Raw genomic sequence first — 18,095 nt, forward strand, 5'->3', positions numbered from 1 at the left:
CATCGTATGATCCGTTAATACCGGAGTAGCACTTCTTCCAAAAAATCCGTAAAAGCGAAAATCCTCCGGTTGCCGCAAGTTGGTCATAAAAACTGAAAATCACAACAAAAAACGGTCGCGGATTTCGATCCGCGACCGTTTTTCGTCGTCTCTTTCGCCAAAACCGGAAAGCTACTCCTCCTCGCCGCCTTCGGCCTCTTTCATATTGTGGTAAACATTCGCCACATCTTCGTCCTCTTCCAGTTTCTCGATCAGTTTCTCGACCGTAGCGCGCTGCTCCTCGGTCACCTCCTTCGTGTCGGTCGGGATTCGCTCGAACTCCCCGCTGATAATCTCGTAACCGTTATCCTCCAGGTACTTCTGAATGGCTCCGTACGATTCGAACGCCCCGTAGATCACCACTTCCTCACCATCGACGAACACCTCGTCCACGCCGCAATCGATCAGTTCGAGTTCCAGCTCTTCGATATCCATCCCTTCTTTCACCGGAGTTTTGAAAACGCACTTGTGATCGAACATAAACGACACCGATCCCGAAGTCCCGAGCGAACCGCCGAGCTTGTTGAAATAACTGCGAACGTTGGCTACGGTACGCGTCGTATTGTCGGTCGCCGTCTCGACAATCATCGCGATCCCGAACGGAGCGTATCCTTCGTACACCATCTCTTTGTAGTCGCCCATCTCTTTCGACGTGGCCCGTTTGATCGCGCGTTCGACGTTCTCTTTCGGCATATTGGCGGCTTTTGCATTCTGAATCAGCACTCTGAGGTGGGTATTACCCGCCGGATCAGGCCCTCCGGCCTTCACGGCAATCGCGATTTCCTTTCCCAGTTTGGTAAAAGTACGGGCCATGTTGCCCCATCTTTTCAGTTTGCGTGCTTTTCGATACTCAAATGCTCTTCCCATAATATGTTTTGTTCGTTTTCATTTTTTAGAGGTACAAAGCTATACTCTTTTTTAAAAATAGACAAAAAAAAGCGTACTTTTGTGCGATTCCAAATTATGTAAAACATGGCTGAAGATCCGATTTATCAGGCGCTGGAAGTCCTCCGAAGGGGGGGGGTCATCCTCTATCCGACCGATACGGTCTGGGGGATCGGATGCGACGCGACCAACGAACAGGCAGTCGCGCGCATCTACGACCTCAAACAGAGCGTCAACAAAAAGAGTATGCTCGTACTGCTCGACCAGATCGACAAAGTATCGCTATACATCCAAAAAGTGCCCGAAGTGGCGTGGCAGTTGTACGAAGTAGCCGACAAACCGCTGACGCTGATCCTGCCCGGAGCCTGCGCCGTCGCCCCGAATCTGATTCCGGACGAAGGGACGCTGGGAATCCGTATTCCGGATCACGAATTTTGCAACAAACTGATTCACAAACTGAATCGACCGCTCGTTTCTACTTCGGCCAATATTTCGGGCAAACCGTCCCCAATGTCGTTCAGCGAAATCGCAAAGGAGATCGTCGACGGCGTCGATCTGGTGATCGACCGCGCGTGGGAAGGTCGTCCCACCGGAAAAGCATCGTCGATCGTCAAGGTCGGCGTGAACGGAGAAATTGAAATCATCAGACCATAAAGCCTATGATAGAGACACAAATACAAATGCGCTTCGCCGACATCGACGTACTGGGGCACGTCAACAACGTCAATCAACAGCACTATTTCGACCTCGGGAAGTGCGACTTTTACAAGCAGGTGCTCGGCCTGACTCCGTACTGGAAAACGGCCGGACTGATCATCGTTGCAAGCCAGACGAACTACCTCGTCCAGACCCGCCGCGACGAGCCGATCGCCGTACGCACCCGAATCATCCGGGTGGGTAACAAAAGCTTCACGCTGCACCACCAGCTCATCAACTCCGAGACTGAACAGATCAAGACCGAATGCACGGCCGTCATGGTGGCTTACAATTTCGACGAGCAGCACTCTTTCGAAATGCCGGACGAATGGAAAGCCAAGCTGACTGCCGAAATGGAAAAAGACGCGGGCCGATAACTCCGTTCCGTAGACGGAAACCGGTCGTCCCGCCGGGCGCGCCGCGCCGCAATACCGACGATCCCCGGGAAACAGGATTCCGTTTCCCGGGGATCGTATTTACGAATCTCGCCCGCGCATATTCCGCCGGATCAGAATGCTTCCGATGCGGTAAACAGGAAAGCCGTACACCTTTTTTTATCCCAGTGGAAATTCGGATTGCCGTGCGCGCCCCAACCGTAATCCAACCGGATGTTCATCCGCTTTTTAAATTCGAAACGGTAACCGACGCCGAAACTGCAAAGCGTATGATTCCAGGCAAAAGAATCGACGCCCCAAACGTTACCCGCACCGATCCACGCGGCCACCCCGTGGCGACGGTAAACCCGCTGGCGCAATTCGACCTGCGTCATCACGCAGTTCCGGTCGCGGTAGCGCCCTTCGTAATAACCGCGCATGCGCTCCATGCCGCCCAGCGACGAATACATGTGCCAGGACGGCACTCCCATCGTAAAATTCCCGTAAAGGTCGTAAGCCAACACGCACCCTTTCCACGTTTTCCGATACCAGTCGAAGGTAACCTGTATCTTCCCGAACGTATGCAGCGAATTGCCGAGCCATCTCGGGAAATATTTGATATCCAGATTAAAGAAAATACCTTTGTACGGACTGGTCAGCACATCGCGCGAATCGTATTGCAAGAAGGCCCCCAAACCGACATTCATCGCATTGGGATTTTCGCCGGTCGATCCGACATAGTTGTCGAACGGATCGGCTTTCGCGGGATCGTAATAACCGTTGCGCCACGCATCGTACAACCGTTTCCCGTCTCCGTAGGAATAACCGTTGAAAACCGCTTTTTCCTGCGCGTCGAGACGGTCGTAAGCCTCCTGCGCCCCGCCGATCGTACCGCCCGACTCCTGGAGCACCTTATCCACCACCGATTCGTAATAGAGGAACGACCGTTCGGTAGCGGAGGACTTTTTCGATTTGGCTCCCGTATAGTCCAGACTGAAAGTCATCCCGGCGTAAGCCTTCGGCGCGATCCGAACGCCGCCGCTCGCACGGACTTTATACATCGTCGTGGTCAGCTCCTGCACGTATCCCACTTTTCCGGCGTCGTAACCCACGCCGTAAAAAGCGCCGGGAAAATAGACCATCGCCCCGGAATAAGAGACACGATAACGATTCTGCTTGAAAATATTGGTGCCGCTGACACGCAGCAAGGCGAACTTCTGGGTCGTTACGTTTCCGTAAACGGCAAAATTGGAAGGCATCGTCGTCGAATCCGTTCGATCCAGCCGATACAGGCCGGCTATCAGGAATCCGATACCGAAACCCACGTCCGACGAATAATTCGGACCGGGCGCTATGCTCCAGTCGAGTTTCTTTTCGAAGGTGCGGTCCACGTTCGACCGGCCGTAATAATCGATGATGCGGGCGATGAAATTCTTTTTGTGACGGGAGACGGTATCCTGAAACGCATCGATATCGGACGCCGACTCTTGCTGGAACGATCCGGTTAGTTGCTTGACGGACGGGAAAGACGCCGAAGTTTTCTGCGGATCGGCCATACCGGCGACTCCTCCTTTTTCATCCCTTCGCAATTTCAGAGAATCGTTCGTTGCGGTTTGCCGCGAAGAAAGTTCCTGCGCCTGCAAGGCAGCGGCGGTTCCCAGCAATAAAAAAACGACCAGAACTTTTCGGAAAATCTGCATACAAACGGGTTAGTGATTTAGGACAAAGGTACGGAAAAAAACGAGATAGTAGGCTGAAAGAGGCAAGAAGGTTGTAAACAAAGGGTTTAGAGAAAACACAGACTGCGAGGACAAAGAAGCCAAGCGAAACCTTTGAAAAGCCAAGTGAGATCGGAGTTGCATTACTATCCCGCTACTTCGGTTCGGATAAAGGATTTTCGACGTTAGGTATGAACCATGAAACCTTGTTAGCGATATTCCGTCAGCACAACGAGGATTACCAGAAGCAGGCGGGCAAGCTCAAAAGTCTGCACAGTTATTGGAAATACTGCACCGTGTATAAACACCTCGCGGAGTTCCATCGAAGAACGCTATAAAGTCAGCGCCATTGCCTTGGAAGAGCTTGCTCCCGCATTCATCACCGACTTCGAGCTGTTCCTCAAAACCGAAAGGACAGGCTTCTGAACTGAACCGAACAAAGAAACGGGCAGGCGTCGAAACCTGCCCGTTGTCATTCTCATTCGCTGAATACTCTTGCCGGCAAATTCTTGTTTCTTGTACCTATCGGTTTATATTTGGACATCTACAAATCCATACTACAATTCCTCTTAAATGTAGCGTTTTTATATTCAGACGGAGAACAGCCTGCATACAACTTAAAATAGCGCCCGAAAAAAGACTGGTCGGTAAAATGTAATTTGCATGATGTTTCCTTGATGCTTATCTTAGGATTGGACAATAAACGTTTGGCTTCTATGATGACGAACGTCGTAATCCATTGAGATGGTGTCTTGCCCGATACCTTATGAATTAATGTCGTGAAATAGCGGGGCGTAAGGCCTTGTTGCTTTGCATAAAACTGTACATTTCTGTGAATATGGAAATTCTGATACAGTGAAACGAGAAAGTTCTGGAAAGTCTTGTCCTTGCGAGTCTGCTTCATAGACTGCATCGATTTGTTGGTTATATAGGCATCTATCACTTCGTAACAAAAGGCTTGAACAAGCGATAACACGATTTGTGTCCCCAATTGGGTCTGGATATTTTTCCTTTTACGGACAAACCAAATGATTTCCTCTATACGTTGCAATTGTTCAACCGTCAAAGAAACAAGAGGATGGAAACGTATATAAATATGACTTTGAGTGTCGGATATGGAATCGAGCGAGGAAAATATGAAATTGAAATCCGCCGTTCCCGCCACTCCCTGTAGGTCATCGCTGACACTATGGATTTGCGTCAGCGAGAATGCCGGATATATGTACAAATCGCCTTTTTCCACATTGTATAGCCGTTCGTCCATTATAAGAGAAATTTTTCCTCTTTTACAAAGCAGAAATCCATTTTGATTAAGATAGCTGAAAGGATTTCTTTGCTTTATATTTTTGCTGTCTATATCGAATAACTCGATATTGGAATCTTCAATTGTACTCATTTATTTTGTATATCTAAACCTCGGCAAAGATAAAAAAACAAACAAAACAAACTCATATTTCGCTATGAATCTTCCGTAAATCGAACATATCATACAATTTTCGCTCAATTTTGCTCTTGCGCGCCATTTTTGATTTGCATAATTTTATAGCCGCAATTAAGGACAATTCATATATGAGAAAAAATTATGTTATAACATGTCTGTTCATGGGACTGTTATTGCTGAACAGCTCGTGCCACAGTAAGCAGACGGAGGAAACGGACACGGCAAATGTCCGGCTCTTCATGGTTGAAAACGCCGGTGCTACATCGGTTCAAGAATTTCCCGGACGTGTGAAGGCTGCGGAAGAAGTGAACATGGCTTTCAAGATCAGTGGAACATTGATGAACGTCTATGTCGAGGAAGGCAGCAGGGTAAGCAAAGGTCAGCTTGTAGCGGAAATAGACCCGCGTGATTATCAAGTGCAACTGGACGCTATCAAGGCGGAGTATATGAACGTAAAATCGGAAGCCGAACGTGTAATAGCACTCTATGCGGACAGCGTAAGCACAGCCGATGCATATGACAAGGCACGATTTGGCTTACAGCAGATTGCCGCAAAATATGAAAATGCCCAAAACCAATTAGCTGACACAAAAATATATGCTCCTTTCAATGGGTATGTTCAGAAACGCTTGTTTGATCCGCCAACGGTCGTGGCAGCAGGTATGCCTATTGTCACGATTGTATCAGGGGGTAAGCAAGAAATAGAAATCAATATCCCGGCGTCTACTTATATTCATCGCAACAAAATGGAATCGTTCTATGCTTCATTTGATTTCATGCCGAACCAGAAAGTCCCGCTCCGCTTGATTAGCATAGCACCGAAAGCCAATGCCAATCAATTGTACACAGTACGTCTTTCCATTCCGCAGGACATGTCGCCCCAGCCTTCGCCCGGAATGAATACGATGGTAGATATGGTGATAAGCGATACCGCGAGCGGGAAGACGGAAATACCGTCTTCCGCATTATTCAAGAAAGACGGGAAAAGTTGCGTCTGGGTTTATAATAAGAAGGACGGAGTGATAAGATTACGTGCCGTATCCGTCAAGCAACTCCATACCAATGGCAAGGCAATCATTGCACAAGGGCTTTCTGATGGGGAACTTGTCGTGACTGCTGGAGTACATAAACTGACGGACAGCCAAAAGGTAAAGCCTATGGCTGATGAATCTGAAACGAATGTAGGAGGCTTATTGTGATGGATGTAGGAAAATGGGCTTTCGACAACAAGAAACTGGTTTATTTTCTTATTGTCGTCTTGCTGGTCGGCGGGCTCTATTCCGCATACGACATGAGCAAGCTGGAAGATCCGGAAATCAAGGTGAAAATGGCGATGGTCGTGGCGACCCGGCCCGGAGCTTCCGCACACGAGATGGAAATGGAAGTCACCGAACCGTTGGAAAAAAACATACGCACCATCGGTGAAGTGAACAACGTATGCAGTTGGTCGTATAATGATTTAACCATCCTCCAGGTCGAAATGAAGACCACGGTTCCGGAAAACGAAATCGAGCAGTGCTGGGACATGTTGCGGCGCAAAGTTTCCGATGCCGGAGCCGGACTTCCGGAAGGCACGTCGGTCAAGGTGCAAGACGATTTCGGATTGGTATACGGCATGTTCTACGCCCTGACCGGTGACGGAACGGACGAGCGCAAACTATCCGACTATGCCCGATTGATCCAGCGGGAGTTGACAAACATTGAAGACGTGGGACGTGTCACTATATACGGAGAACGAGAGGAGTGCATCAACATTGAGATGCTGCCTGAACGTATGGCGACATTGGGCGTTTCGCCTGCGGAGGTACTCACCACGCTGCAAGGGCAGAATGGCATCTATTATACCGGATATTACGACAACGGGCCAAAACGCGTGCGCGTGACTGTCAATGACAAATTCCGCAAGGTAGAGCAAATTCGCAATATGATTATACAGGGCCATGAGGATGACCAACTCCGCTTGGGAGATATTGCCAAAGTAGGTAATGACTATGTCACTCCGGTACGCAACTCGATGGCTTATAACGGCGAGCCGTCTTTGGGCATTGCCGTTGCCGCCGCTTCGGGTACGGACATCGTGAAAGTAGGCAAACAAGTTGAACGGCGGCTTGAGGAATTGAAAGCGGAGCATTTCCCGGCAGGAGTAGAATACCATCGCGTGTTCTACCAGCCGGAACGAGTGACAGATGCCCTTGCCACTTTCTTCATCAACCTGATAGAATCGGTCGTTATCGTCGTGGCGATATTGATGCTCGTCATGGGCTTCAAAAGCGGTGTTATCATAGGCACGAGCCTTATTGTCACGGTTATCGGCTCATTCTTGTTATTGGGCATGATGGACGGTTCCATGCAACGGGTATCGCTGGCTGCTTTTATTCTCGCAATGGGAATGCTGGTAGACAATGCCATCGTGATAATTGACGGCATCCTGATAGACCTGAAACGGGGCAAGCCGCACATGGAAGCGATGACTTCCATAGGTAAAAGGACGGCCATGCCGCTTCTGGGGGCAACTTTGATTGCCATCCTTGCCTTCCTGCCCGTCTTCCTTTCTCCCGATACGGCGGGCGTATACGTGAGAGACCTGTTCATCGTCCTTGCCGTGTCGTTGTTGTTGAGTTGGATACTGGCACTCGTGCATGTGCCTTTGATGGCAAACGGTTGGCTGAAAGCCGACGCGCCCGGCAAAAAAGAGGAATCGTTATACAACGGTCGGGTATATGACTGGCTGCGTGCAGCCTTGAATTTCGGGCTGCGTCATCGCGTATCCTCTGTGCTCATCGCGGTCGCGCTCGTCCTGTTAAGCGCATACGGCTATCGGTTCATGCGCCACGGCTTTTTCCCTGACATGGTGTACGACCAGCTCTATATGGAATACAAACTGCCGGAAGGTACGAACTCCACACAGGTGGCGAGCGAGTTGGAAGAAATCAGGGTTTATTTGAAAAGCCGCCCGGAGATACGCAACGTAACGACCGCCATCGGCGGTACGCCCGCCCGTTACAATCTGGTACGCAGCATCGCCACGCCCTCATTGTCGTACGGCGAACTGATTATCGACTTCGAGTCCCCCGACGCGCTGGTGGAAAACATGGATGAAATTCAACGGGAACTTCTGAAGCGGTATCCCGATGCCTACGTCAAGTTGAAACAGTACAACATCATGTACAAGAAGTATCCCATCGAGGCCCTGTTCACAGGACCCGACCCTGCCGTACTCCATGCGTTAGCGGATTCCGCACGCATGATTATGGAACAGACCCCCGAAGTCTGCTTGGTCACGACAGACTGGGAACCGTCCATGCCGTTATTGACGATAGACTACGACCAATCGTCCGCACGCCGCTCCGGGTTGAGCAGGCAAGATATTTCCACTTCCGTACTGACAGCAGCCGGAGGCATACCCGTTGGCAATTTCTATGACGGCATACACAAGAACACGATTTATCTGAAATGTACAGGAGAGGACGGAGAGAAAATGGACAATCTGGAGAATGTTCCTTTGTTCTCAATGATGCCCAATATAAGCAGCGTGTTGGATGAAGAAGCTTTGCTGAAAATAAAATCAGGAACGGCAGACCGCAGTGACCTCATCGAATCGATCATGCAGACGACACCGTTGAAGCAAATCGGCAAGGGGATTAGCATGGAATGGGAAGACCCCATCGTTCCGCGTTACAATGGACAGCGTGCCCAGACAGTCATGTGTTCGCCTTCGCCTGGCATTGAAACAGAAAAGGCACGCGCAACCATTGCCGAAAGGATCGAACAGATAAAACTTCCCGAAGGATACCAACTACAATGGAAAGGCGAAAAAGATGCCAGTACGCAAACCATGCACTACTTGTTCAAAAACGTGCCGTTGGGTATCGTCCTGATGATTGCCATCCTTATCATGCTGTTCAAGGATTACCGCAAGCCTGCAATCATACTTTGCTGCGTTCCATTGCTTGCCATCGGTATCGTCGGAGCCATGCTTCTAAGCGGACAGTCATTCACGTTCTGCGCCATTGTCGGGGCATTGGGACTGGTCGGCATGATGATGAAAAATTGCATCGTGCTGATGGATGAAATCGGGGAACAGATAAGTGCCGGCATCGCGCCGGCCGAAGCTCTTGTATCCAGTTCGGAAAGCCGTTTGCGTCCTGTGATGATGGCTTCGCTTACTACCATTCTCGGCATGATACCGCTGTTGAGCGACGCTATGTTCGGCTCTATGGCTGCTACCATCATGGGCGGCTTGCTCTTCTCCACACTGGCTACGCTGTTCTTTGTGCCTATCCTTTACGCCATGTTCTTCAAAATCAAGATAAAATGAAACGATTATTTATATACATATTCGCCGTATTACCGTTTGCATGCTATTCGCAAACGGTTCTGACACTGGATGAATGCATCCGGTTGGCAAAAGAAAACAATAAAAGGATGGAAGTCTCCGAGCAGCAATTACAGGCTTCCCTGTTTGAAAAGCGCAGTACCAAGGCTCTGTTTCTCCCGTCATTATCATTGACAGGAAACGCTCTTTATTCTACTGCCGACGGTTCCTATTCAAGCGGTATGGGACAACTGCCTGTATTAGGTGCGGATGGAATCCCTACAGGACAGTCTGCCTTGTTTCCGGGCATCGACCTTGCATACGACCTCGGCTGGATATACAGCGGAGGTGTCAAAGTGGAACAGCCCGTTTACATGGGCGGGAAAATACGGACAAGCTACCGCATGGCAAAGATCGGCGATGAAATAGCCCGGCAGAACAAAAGACTGACGGAATCGGAAGTGGTCGTGGAAACGTCACGTGCATACGCCGGAGTGGTGCGCGCCAAAGAACTGGTGCAGGTTGCGGAGTCCTATAATGAGCTATTGACGGAACTGATGCGTACCGTGGAAAGTGCCCGCAAGCATGGTATGAAATCGCAGAACGACGTGCTGAAAGTGAAAGTAAAGTTGAATGAAAGCGAACTGGACTTGCGCCGTGCGGAAAACGGGCATCGACTTGCCATGATGAATCTGTGCCACTACATAGGTCGCCCATTGACGGACAAGATAGAAACAGATAGCTCTTTACCTGAAACGAATGCCGGTCATATGCAGGACGACGGCATATCCAACCGTCCCGAATACTTGATGCTTGAACAGCAAAACGAATTGGCTAAACAGAAAATCGCCGTAGCAAGAAGCGAGCATCTGCCACAAGTGGGATTGGTCGGTCAATACGGCTACTTGAACGGCATTGAGCTAAATGGGAGAAAACTGCTCGACAGTTGGAACTTTCTTGTCGGCGTGCAAGTCTCCATACCTATTTTCGATTTCGGACACCGCACCAACAAGATCAAATCAGCCAAGGCGCAATACACACAGGTTCAAGCCGAACGCGAAGATACTAACGAACGGCTTACGCTTGAGATGACCCAGTCGTTCAACAACCTTGACGAAGCATTCCTTGAAAAGAGGTTAGCGGAATCGTCCGTTGTCTCAGCGGAGGAGAACCTGCGTGCGAGCCGACTGCAATATGAGAAAGGCGTGGAAACGCTGTCCGACTATCTTGAAGCGCAGACCTTGTGGCAACAAGCCATGCAGACACAGGTGGAAGCACGGATAAACTGCTATCTGAGATGGCTGGAGTATCAGAAAGCGGTTGGAAAAATTAACTAACGATCGGCATCGAGGTATATTTCTGCGTCCTTTCAAAAATGATTCATATCGTTTTATCTCGATGATGACCCGCAGAAGCGCCTCTCCGGGACAAAGAGGCGCACCGGACTCCTGCTTTTGACCCCGTATGCGCCAGGACGGCTAATACCCTAATATCCGCATCATCGAACGGTAACTCTGCTCCTTGGCGAACAGGCGGGTATAATACTCGTTATCGCCCTTTTCGCGGTCGATGATAATGTGCTTCGGAGCCGGAATCAGGCAATGCTGGATTCCGCCGAACCCGCCCAGCGACTCCTGGTAAGCTCCGGTATGGAAAAACCCGATGTATTGCGGTCCGCCGTTCAGCTTCGGCAGAAAGATCGCGTTGGAATGCGACTCTCCGTTGTAATAATCCTCGCTGTCGCAAGTCAGGCCACCGAGAAACACCCGCTGGTACTCCTTGTCCCAATTATTGATAGCCAACAGAATGTACCGCTGGTTGATCCCCCAGATATCCGGTAGCGTGGTCATAAAGGAACTATCGATCATATACCAGCTCTCCCGGTCGTTCTGCTGCTTCTGGTTGATGATCGAAAAGAGGGTCGCGCCGCTTTCGCCCACCGTGAACGACCCGAATTCGGTAAACAAGTTCGGCTCCTCGACCTCGGCCAGGTTGCATATATTCTTGATCTGAGCGACGATTTCCTCGGTCATGTACTCGTAATCATAATTGAAGCCCAGCGAATTTTTGATCGGGAACCCCCCTCCGATGTTCAGCGAATCGAGTTCGGGGCAGATTTTTTTCAGCTCGCAGTAAACGCTCAGACATTTGCTCAGTTCGTTCCAGTAGTAAGCCGTATCTTTGATCCCGGTATTGATAAAGAAGTGAAGCATTTTCAGCTTGAACTTCTTATTGCTGCGGATCTTGGTCTTATAATACTCCACGATGTCGTTGTAACGAATACCGAGACGCGAAGTATAAAAATCAAATTTCGGCTCCTCTTCCGACGCGATCCGGATACCGATCTTGCATTCGGTGTGAATAGCGGCGTCCAGCAGATCGAGCTCCTCTTTGTTATCGACGATCGGAATCGTATTTTCGAAACCGTTATTGACCAGCGCCGCAATATTCTCGACATACTGCGGACGCTTGAAACCGTTGCAGATGATAAAGATATTCTTGTCGATAATCCCGCCGTCGTACAGCGCGTCGATGATATGAATGTCATAAGCCGACGAGGTTTCGAGGTTAATGTCGTTCTTCAGCGCCTCTTCCAGCACGAATGAGAAGTGGGAACTTTTCGTGCAATAGCAATAGTTGTAATTCCCCCGGTAATCCACTTTGGCCATCGCCACATTGAACAATCGCTTGGCCCGTTGTATCTGCGACGTGATCTTGGGCAGATAGGTCACCTTCAGCGGCGTCCCGTACTGTTTGATCACATCCATCAGCGGCACTTCGTGAAAATTCAGCTCGTTGTCGACCACGGAAAACTCATCCTGAGGAAATTCGAACGTCTGCTCGATCAGATCGATATACTTATTCTTCATCTTCAAACAACCTGTTTAAGACCAATCCGCCCCCGCTACTTCATCCGATAAACTGCGAAGTAACGAAGCTACATTTAACTTATAGGACGCAAAGAAGACAATTCTTTTCAACAAAAACAACAACTCGGCCGAATTTATTTTGATTTTCGCTTTTATTTTTTTCCGACGAATCCCCATCCCGAACGAATGAAAATACGTCCGGGAGTTGTTTCTATTCCGAAAAAGCCCTATTTTTGGAAATCAAATCTAACGACTGCGAGCCATGGTCAACAAAATTATAGCGGACTACCTGAAAACCAACAAGAGACTGGTCGTTCCTCAGTTCGGCGCGTTCCTCCACAAGGACGACGGAACCGTTGCATTCGTTCCGTTCCTGAAAAAAGACGACGGGGTGCTGATCCAACTGATCGGTTCGGCATACGGCCTGAATCCGGGCGACGCACAGGCTGCGATCGAGGAATTTACCGCCGAAATCAAAAAGAACATCGCCGCGCGCGGCGCTTATATTATAGAAGGTATCGGAACCCTGAAAATCGATTCGAACAGCATCTATTACCTGGATTCCGGACAAAAGGCAGCGCAGGCTATCCCTGCGCCCCCTCCGGTTGCCGCCGCACCCGTACCCTCGCCTCCGACAGCAGCACGGCAACAGCGCCCGGCGCCTACGACCGTCCCTCCGGTCGAAAAACCGCAACCGGCCGTCCCGCAGAAGCCGGCGACAGAGCAACGGACGGCTGCCGCGCCGCAACCTCAATCCGACATCCCGCCCAGACGGTCCGTGCCGCAGCCGACGCAACAACGTCCCGTACAACAACAGACGCCGCCGCATCCGGGCAATCCGGTTCGGCAGACGCCGCCGGCGCAGCAAGTTCCCAACCGCGCTCCGCAACAGCCCTATCAACCGCCGATGCCGAACGCAGGCAACCGGCCTCCGATGAACCAGAGGCCGCAACAGCCCGGTTATCCGCGCAGGCCGCAGCAGCCCGGACGACCGGTTCAAAAGAGATCGAAAGCGGACGGTTTTATCGTCATCGCGATCATCACCGCCATCATCGCGCTCGCCGTGATGATCTTCGGTTTTCTGGTAAGTCGCGAAGGCCCCGACATCCAGTCGATCATCCTGCCTGCACAGACCGATACCGCGACCGTACAAAGCGCGCCCGCTCCGGACAACGATTAGTCCGTACGAAAAACACCTGCGCCGGCACTCCTTTCCGGACTCCGGCACAGGCTACTTACTTAAACGAAAATGGAGTTAACGACCATAAAACAACGTTTCGGGATCATCGGTAACGACGAAAGTCTGAACTGCGCCCTCGAAATAGCCCTGCGGGTCGCTTCGACCGATCTTTCGGTACTGGTGACCGGCGAAAGCGGGGTAGGCAAGGAGTTCTTTCCGCAGATCATTCATGCGAACAGCGCCCGCAAACACGGAAACTACATTGCCGTGAACTGCGGAGCCATTCCGGAAGGCACGATCGATTCGGAACTTTTCGGCCACGAAAAGGGAGCCTTCACCGGAGCTACCGAAAGCAGGAAAGGCTACTTCGAGGAAGCCGACGGAGGAACCATTTTCCTGGACGAAGTGGCGGAACTGCCGCATACGACCCAGGTGCGCCTGCTCCGGGTACTGCAAACCGGCGAATTTATGCGGGTGGGAGCGTCGAAGTCCGCCAAGACCAATGTGCGGGTAGTCGCCGCGACCAACATCAACCTGCGCGAAGCGGTCTCCAACGGACGCTTTCGGGAAGACCTGTACTACCGGCTGAACACGGTGCCCATCACCATCCCGCCGCTCAGGGAGCGCAAAGGAGACATCACGCTACTATTCAGGAAGTTCGCCACGGATATTGCCACGCAATACCGGATGCCCGTCATCACCCTCGACGACGAGGCGCGGCACCTGCTCGAGAACTACCGCTGGCCCGGCAACATCCGGCAACTGAAAAACGTGGCGGAACAGATCTCCGCCGTCGAGGAAACCCGTCTGATTACCGGCGAGATCATCAAAAAATACCTGCCGGATTCCGCGCCGAACACCATTCCGATGGTCATGAGCGGCAGCGCCCCGGCCAGCGAGGTGAATACCGAAAGAGAACTACTGTACAAAATTCTGTTCGATCTGCGCAGCGACATGAGCGAAATGAAACGAATGGTCGCCGAACTACTGGCCGAGAAATCGTACGACGCTCCCAAAAGCGATATCGCCGGGTTGCTGCCTCGCGGCAGCTACCCGATCGCACCGGCCGTTAAATCTCCGGCTGCCGAGGCGCTTTACACCGACACCGAAGAGGTCGTGGACGACGGCCCGAAGGAAGAGATGACCAAAGAAAAAGCGCAGAAAGAGGCAATAATCCGGGCTTTGAAACGTCATAATGGGAAACGCAGAGACGCGGCCCGCGAACTATTCATCTCGGAACGCACGCTGTACCGGAAAATCAAAGAATTAGGAATCGACGAAATCCCGTAATCCCGGAAATGGCCGGCAGGGAAATGGAAAACGCCATGAAAAACAGACTGAAATACATCATCCTGCTCGTATGCCCGCTACTGTTGGGTACGTGCAGCGTGAGTTACTCCTTTTCGGGGGCTTCGCTGTCGCCCGAAATGAAAACGATCAGCATCGCCCGCTTCCCGAACAATGCGCTGTTGGTTGCCCCGATCCTCAGCTCGACGCTAACGGATGCGCTGCAGGAACGTTTCGCGCGCCAGACGAAACTGATCCAGGTGCCCGAAAACGGCGACCTGAATTTCGAAGGCGAAATCACGAATTACGCGTCGACGCCGGCGGCCATTTCCGGGGATGAGTACGCAGTACTCAATAACCTGACGATCACCGTACGGGTACGGTTCACCAACGCTGTCGACCCGTCCCTGAACTTCGACAAAACTTTTTCGGCTTTCTCCACCTACGAGAGCAGCAAACTGTTGCAGGAAGTCGAACCTACACTGATTCCGGAAATCGTGGATCAGTTGGTAGAAGATATTTTCAACGCTGCCGTATCGAATTGGCAGTAATCCGCCTGCAGATGAACGACGAAACGGCATCCCGAACCGCTCCGCTCCTTTGCGATCCGCCCGAAGAGGCGGCCGGCCGCTACCCGTGGTTCGTCGCCGCGCAACTGCTTCTATGGCAACGGGGAGGAACGATCACGCCTGCTCTCCGGTTGCGACAACAGTTCCGGCCGTTGCCGGATTTTTTACTGAAAAAAAACGAAACGGCAGCTACGCGGGACCCGTTCGAAGTCATCGAAAAATTCCTGCAGGAAACCCCTTCCCGCCGTTCCCCGGCGACGGGAACGCTCCCCGGGGAGGATCTGTCCCGGGAATCCGTCACCGAAGACCCCGACCTGATTTCTGAAGAACTGGCCGAAATCTATGCAAAACAGGGATTTTATTCCAAAGCCAGAGAAATTTATACCAGATTAAGTTTGCTATATCCGGAAAAAAGTGTTTATTTTGCCGAGATTCTTACCGGGCTCGGCGACAGCGAATCCGATTAACTGACCAATTATAAACGTTTAAACCCATATTAGTAATGTATATTTTCTGCATCGTATTGATCCTGATAGCAAGCATCCTGTTAATTCTTGCCGTTTTGGCTCAGAACCCCAAAAGCGGCATGGCTGCCAATTTCGGAGCATCGAATCAGGTCATGGGCGTGCGTCAGACCGCCGACTTTCTCGAAAAATTCACCTGGGGGCTGGCTATTTCCATCGTAGTACTGAGCCTGATCGCAACGATGACCATGCCGTCGGCCAGCATTTCGTCGAGCAAAAGCGGCGTCGAAAGAGCGCTGGAACAATCGCTGGAAAGCAACGAAAACCTGATGCCGCAGGCATTGCCGGCAGCCGGACAGGACGCAGCCGCTCCGGCACAGACGACGGACTCTGCAAAATAGACGTTTCCGATCCGGCGGCGGCATCGGCCGGTTTCGCCGGACGTTTTATGAATTTATACAAAAAAGGTGTCCAACAAAGCATGTTGAACACCTTTTTCATTTTCCCGCAACATGATACGACCGCTCGAACCGGAAGATACGGACACCGTACTAGAAATATGGCTGCGAAGCTCCGTCGCGGCACACGACTTCGTGCCGCGCAGCTATTGGGAAGGGAAGTTGGACGAAATGAGAACCCGTTACCTGCCCGACTCCCGCACGTTCGTCTACCAGGACGAATCGGCGGAAAGCGTCTGCGGATTCGTCTCGCTGGTCGAAAACTATGTCGCGGCCCTATTCGTCCATCCCGACCGGCAGGGACAAGGTATCGGACGCCGCCTGCTGCAATGGGCCGCAGCGCAATATCCGACGCTGGAACTGAGCGTATACGCCGAAAACAAACGGGCCGTACGCTTTTACCTCCGGGAAGGTTTCGAAATCCGACAGGAACAGACCGATGCGAATACCGGCCGCAAAGAGCTGCATTTACTGCTTCGAAACAAGCGATATTGAACCATCCTATGTCCAATCCTCGCGTCACATACAGGTTTACGGCGATGCCGGTTTTGCAATTGCGCCCGCAGAAAACACGGCGCGACGCTTCCAAACGATAATCAAGGCAAAATCAGCTAATTGAATAAAAATATTCAAATAAACGGATCGGGGAAGTTCGATGAACTTCCCCGATCCGTTTATCAATAGAATAGTACGGCAATCTGCCCTTACCGAGTCACCACCTCCCACACCTTGATGCGGCGGTCTTGCCCGTCCGGGCCTTCGACGGTCAGCGTCACCGTCCATTCGCCGGCTTTGGCATAACGGTGCAGCGGATATTCCTCGGAGGATTTCGTTCCATCGCCGAAGTCCCACTCCCGGCGGGCGATCTCTCCGGTCGAACGATCTTCGAACAGCACGATCCGCCGGTCGCGGTCGACTTCGGTAAACGCCCAGTCGGCAGCGATTTTCGGCCGCAGCGTCTCTTCCAGCGGCATCAGCCGGAAAGCGTTTAGGAACGAAGCGTCGCGGATCATCCGGAAATCGTGCGACAGACACATCACCGGATCGGCTTTCGGCCGATCCACATCGAAATCGATCATACACCACGACATTCCGATCAACTCGTTCTCGGTCAACTGCGAAACGACCGAACGACCGGGCCCTTCGACCGCCGCGTAATCGAACGGCGTGATCCAGAACTCCATTTTCAGCACACCGGATTCACCCGGCCCGAAATCATAGTCGTACGCGACGTTGGCATACGGGAAATCCTTGATCCACGGCGTAGAACCCCATACCATCGCCCAGTCTTTCCCGTGCTGCACCGGCGTGAAAATGTGGTAATTCTGCGCATGGGCGCCATGTCCCTTGAAATGCAGGTCAGCAACCGGCAGCTTGTTGATATTGCCGTTGTCTTCCTTGATAAACGGACCGCCGGACGCGTCGCCGTCGACCACCAATTCGAAAATATCCTGCCGCAAACCCGGATCGGTAAAGTCCCAGCTATCGTCGTAAGCCTCCACATAGAAATAGAGCCGGTTCTCCCCGTTCACCCAACCGACCTTGACGGTCAAGTCGAACTCCTTCGGATCGAGGTTCTCACCGCGTCCGCCATGCGTATCGTACAACTCCGACAATCCAATCGCATAGGAATCGGGCACCATGTCCCAATCCGAAAAATCGCCGTCGATACGCGGAATAGCCGTCCGCGGAAACTGGAAAATCCGATACTCCTTCTCCGGCCGGGCGAACCCGAACGCCTGCTGCGCGCCGAAAATGCACAGCAAAACTCCCAATAAACAATTGATCCGTCTCATCCC

General features: G+C 51.5%; 16 protein-coding genes and 1 pseudogene. 12 read left to right on the forward strand and 5 right to left on the reverse strand.

What is annotated here, in order from left to right; all coding sequences use genetic code 11:
* Positions 1–171 precede the first annotated feature (171 nt).
* Positions 172–906 (reverse strand): YebC/PmpR family DNA-binding transcriptional regulator, encoded by a 735-nt coding sequence (locus tag C1A08_RS00350; protein WP_055204200.1) that lies wholly within the window; start codon positions 904–906, stop codon positions 172–174.
* A gap of 105 nt (positions 907–1,011) precedes the next feature.
* Here C1A08_RS00350 and C1A08_RS00355 point away from each other — a divergent pair, with 105 nt between their 5' ends.
* Positions 1,012–1,578 carry an L-threonylcarbamoyladenylate synthase gene (locus tag C1A08_RS00355; RefSeq protein WP_101570606.1) on the forward strand — a complete coding sequence of 189 codons (567 nt, stop codon included), beginning with the start codon at positions 1,012–1,014 and terminating at the stop codon, positions 1,576–1,578.
* 5 nt (positions 1,579–1,583) lie between these two features.
* Positions 1,584–1,997 (forward strand): acyl-CoA thioesterase, encoded by a 414-nt coding sequence (locus C1A08_RS00360; protein ID WP_101570608.1) that lies wholly within the window; start codon positions 1,584–1,586, stop codon positions 1,995–1,997.
* A 131-nt stretch (positions 1,998–2,128) separates the two neighbouring features.
* Here C1A08_RS00360 and C1A08_RS00365 read toward each other — a convergent pair whose 3' ends face one another.
* Positions 2,129–3,694: a hypothetical protein gene (locus tag C1A08_RS00365; RefSeq protein WP_101570610.1), complete on the reverse strand. Its 1,566-nt coding sequence runs from the start codon at positions 3,692–3,694 to the stop codon at positions 2,129–2,131.
* A gap of 203 nt (positions 3,695–3,897) precedes the next feature.
* Here C1A08_RS00365 and C1A08_RS13335 point away from each other — a divergent pair.
* Positions 3,898–4,126: pseudogene (locus C1A08_RS13335) on the forward strand (phage integrase SAM-like domain-containing protein); the annotation flags it as partial.
* 130 nt (positions 4,127–4,256) lie between these two features.
* On the opposite strand, the gene C1A08_RS00375 reads toward C1A08_RS13335, so the two are convergent.
* Complete coding sequence (locus C1A08_RS00375; protein WP_101570612.1) at positions 4,257–5,108, reverse strand: AraC family transcriptional regulator; 852 nt, start codon at positions 5,106–5,108, stop codon at positions 4,257–4,259.
* A gap of 206 nt (positions 5,109–5,314) precedes the next feature.
* Here C1A08_RS00375 and C1A08_RS00380 point away from each other — a divergent pair, with 206 nt between their 5' ends.
* The 3 genes from C1A08_RS00380 to C1A08_RS00390 are packed head-to-tail and all read left to right on the forward strand — an operon-like array spanning position 5,315 to position 10,805.
* The gene (locus tag C1A08_RS00380) at positions 5,315–6,352 is read left to right on the forward strand and encodes an efflux RND transporter periplasmic adaptor subunit (protein WP_180951498.1); all 1,038 of its coding nucleotides are present in this window, start codon (positions 5,315–5,317) and stop codon (positions 6,350–6,352) included.
* Entirely contained in the window at positions 6,352–9,471 is a 3,120-nt protein-coding gene (locus C1A08_RS00385) for an efflux RND transporter permease subunit (protein WP_101570616.1), read from the forward strand. The genes C1A08_RS00380 and C1A08_RS00385 overlap by 1 nt, the downstream gene beginning before the upstream one ends.
* Positions 9,468–10,805, forward strand: a complete 1,338-nt coding sequence (locus C1A08_RS00390; protein WP_101570618.1) for a TolC family protein — start codon at positions 9,468–9,470, stop codon at positions 10,803–10,805. Before C1A08_RS00385 ends, C1A08_RS00390 begins: the two co-directional genes overlap by 4 nt.
* Positions 10,806–10,946: 141 nt before the next feature.
* Here C1A08_RS00390 and C1A08_RS00395 read toward each other — a convergent pair whose 3' ends face one another.
* A complete protein-coding gene (locus C1A08_RS00395) occupies positions 10,947–12,338 on the reverse strand; it encodes a decarboxylase (RefSeq protein ID WP_055204192.1) in 1,392 nt (463 codons plus the stop codon).
* A 262-nt stretch (positions 12,339–12,600) separates the two neighbouring features.
* Here C1A08_RS00395 and C1A08_RS00400 point away from each other — a divergent pair, with 262 nt between their 5' ends.
* The 6 genes from C1A08_RS00400 (at position 12,601) to C1A08_RS00425 (ending at position 16,791) form a co-directional block, all read left to right on the forward strand.
* Positions 12,601–13,518 carry a hypothetical protein gene (locus C1A08_RS00400; RefSeq protein WP_101570620.1) on the forward strand — a complete coding sequence of 306 codons (918 nt, stop codon included), beginning with the start codon at positions 12,601–12,603 and terminating at the stop codon, positions 13,516–13,518.
* A 69-nt stretch (positions 13,519–13,587) separates the two neighbouring features.
* Positions 13,588–14,808: a sigma-54 interaction domain-containing protein gene (locus C1A08_RS00405; protein WP_101570622.1), complete on the forward strand. Its 1,221-nt coding sequence runs from the start codon at positions 13,588–13,590 to the stop codon at positions 14,806–14,808.
* A gap of 35 nt (positions 14,809–14,843) precedes the next feature.
* Positions 14,844–15,356 (forward strand): LptE family protein, encoded by a 513-nt coding sequence (locus C1A08_RS00410; RefSeq protein ID WP_055204553.1) that lies wholly within the window; start codon positions 14,844–14,846, stop codon positions 15,354–15,356.
* Positions 15,357–15,367: 11 nt separating this feature from the next.
* Positions 15,368–15,841, forward strand: a complete 474-nt coding sequence (locus C1A08_RS00415; RefSeq protein WP_145996483.1) for a hypothetical protein — start codon at positions 15,368–15,370, stop codon at positions 15,839–15,841.
* A 35-nt stretch (positions 15,842–15,876) separates the two neighbouring features.
* Positions 15,877–16,239 (forward strand): preprotein translocase subunit SecG, encoded by a 363-nt coding sequence (gene secG / locus C1A08_RS00420; protein ID WP_055204184.1) that lies wholly within the window; start codon positions 15,877–15,879, stop codon positions 16,237–16,239.
* A 111-nt stretch (positions 16,240–16,350) separates the two neighbouring features.
* A complete protein-coding gene (locus C1A08_RS00425) occupies positions 16,351–16,791 on the forward strand; it encodes an N-acetyltransferase (protein ID WP_101570626.1) in 441 nt (146 codons plus the stop codon).
* Between the two features lie 209 nt (positions 16,792–17,000).
* On the opposite strand, the gene C1A08_RS00430 is transcribed toward C1A08_RS00425, so the two are convergent.
* Entirely contained in the window at positions 17,001–18,092 is a 1,092-nt protein-coding gene (locus C1A08_RS00430; RefSeq protein ID WP_228385774.1) for a PKD domain-containing protein, read from the reverse strand.
* Between the last annotated feature and the right edge of the window lie 3 nt (positions 18,093–18,095).

It is taken from the genome of Alistipes sp. cv1 (assembly GCF_900240235.1).
In the GTDB taxonomy this organism is placed as follows: Bacteria; Bacteroidota; Bacteroidia; order Bacteroidales; family Rikenellaceae; genus Alistipes_A; species Alistipes_A hominis.

What these genes read in the sequence shown, in the direction of transcription:
- C1A08_RS00350 (WP_055204200.1), bottom strand. Translation starts at nt 906, where the DNA reads ATGGGAAGAGCATTTGAGTATCGAAAAGCACGCAAACTGAAAAGATGG.
- C1A08_RS00355 (WP_101570606.1), top strand. Translation starts at nt 1,012, where the DNA reads ATGGCTGAAGATCCGATTTATCAGGCGCTGGAAGTCCTCCGAAGGGGG.
- C1A08_RS00360 (WP_101570608.1), top strand. Translation starts at nt 1,584, where the DNA reads ATGATAGAGACACAAATACAAATGCGCTTCGCCGACATCGACGTACTG.
- C1A08_RS00365 (WP_101570610.1), bottom strand. Translation starts at nt 3,694, where the DNA reads ATGCAGATTTTCCGAAAAGTTCTGGTCGTTTTTTTATTGCTGGGAACC.
- C1A08_RS00375 (WP_101570612.1), bottom strand. Translation starts at nt 5,108, where the DNA reads ATGAGTACAATTGAAGATTCCAATATCGAGTTATTCGATATAGACAGC.
- C1A08_RS00380 (WP_180951498.1), top strand. Translation starts at nt 5,315, where the DNA reads ATGGGACTGTTATTGCTGAACAGCTCGTGCCACAGTAAGCAGACGGAG.
- C1A08_RS00385 (WP_101570616.1), top strand. Translation starts at nt 6,352, where the DNA reads ATGGATGTAGGAAAATGGGCTTTCGACAACAAGAAACTGGTTTATTTT.
- C1A08_RS00390 (WP_101570618.1), top strand. Translation starts at nt 9,468, where the DNA reads ATGAAACGATTATTTATATACATATTCGCCGTATTACCGTTTGCATGC.
- C1A08_RS00395 (WP_055204192.1), bottom strand. Translation starts at nt 12,338, where the DNA reads ATGAAGAATAAGTATATCGATCTGATCGAGCAGACGTTCGAATTTCCT.
- C1A08_RS00400 (WP_101570620.1), top strand. Translation starts at nt 12,601, where the DNA reads ATGGTCAACAAAATTATAGCGGACTACCTGAAAACCAACAAGAGACTG.
- C1A08_RS00405 (WP_101570622.1), top strand. Translation starts at nt 13,588, where the DNA reads ATGGAGTTAACGACCATAAAACAACGTTTCGGGATCATCGGTAACGAC.
- C1A08_RS00410 (WP_055204553.1), top strand. Translation starts at nt 14,844, where the DNA reads ATGAAAAACAGACTGAAATACATCATCCTGCTCGTATGCCCGCTACTG.
- C1A08_RS00415 (WP_145996483.1), top strand. Translation starts at nt 15,368, where the DNA reads ATGAACGACGAAACGGCATCCCGAACCGCTCCGCTCCTTTGCGATCCG.
- secG (WP_055204184.1), top strand. Translation starts at nt 15,877, where the DNA reads ATGTATATTTTCTGCATCGTATTGATCCTGATAGCAAGCATCCTGTTA.
- C1A08_RS00425 (WP_101570626.1), top strand. Translation starts at nt 16,351, where the DNA reads ATGATACGACCGCTCGAACCGGAAGATACGGACACCGTACTAGAAATA.
- C1A08_RS00430 (WP_228385774.1), bottom strand. Translation starts at nt 18,092, where the DNA reads ATGAGACGGATCAATTGTTTATTGGGAGTTTTGCTGTGCATTTTCGGC.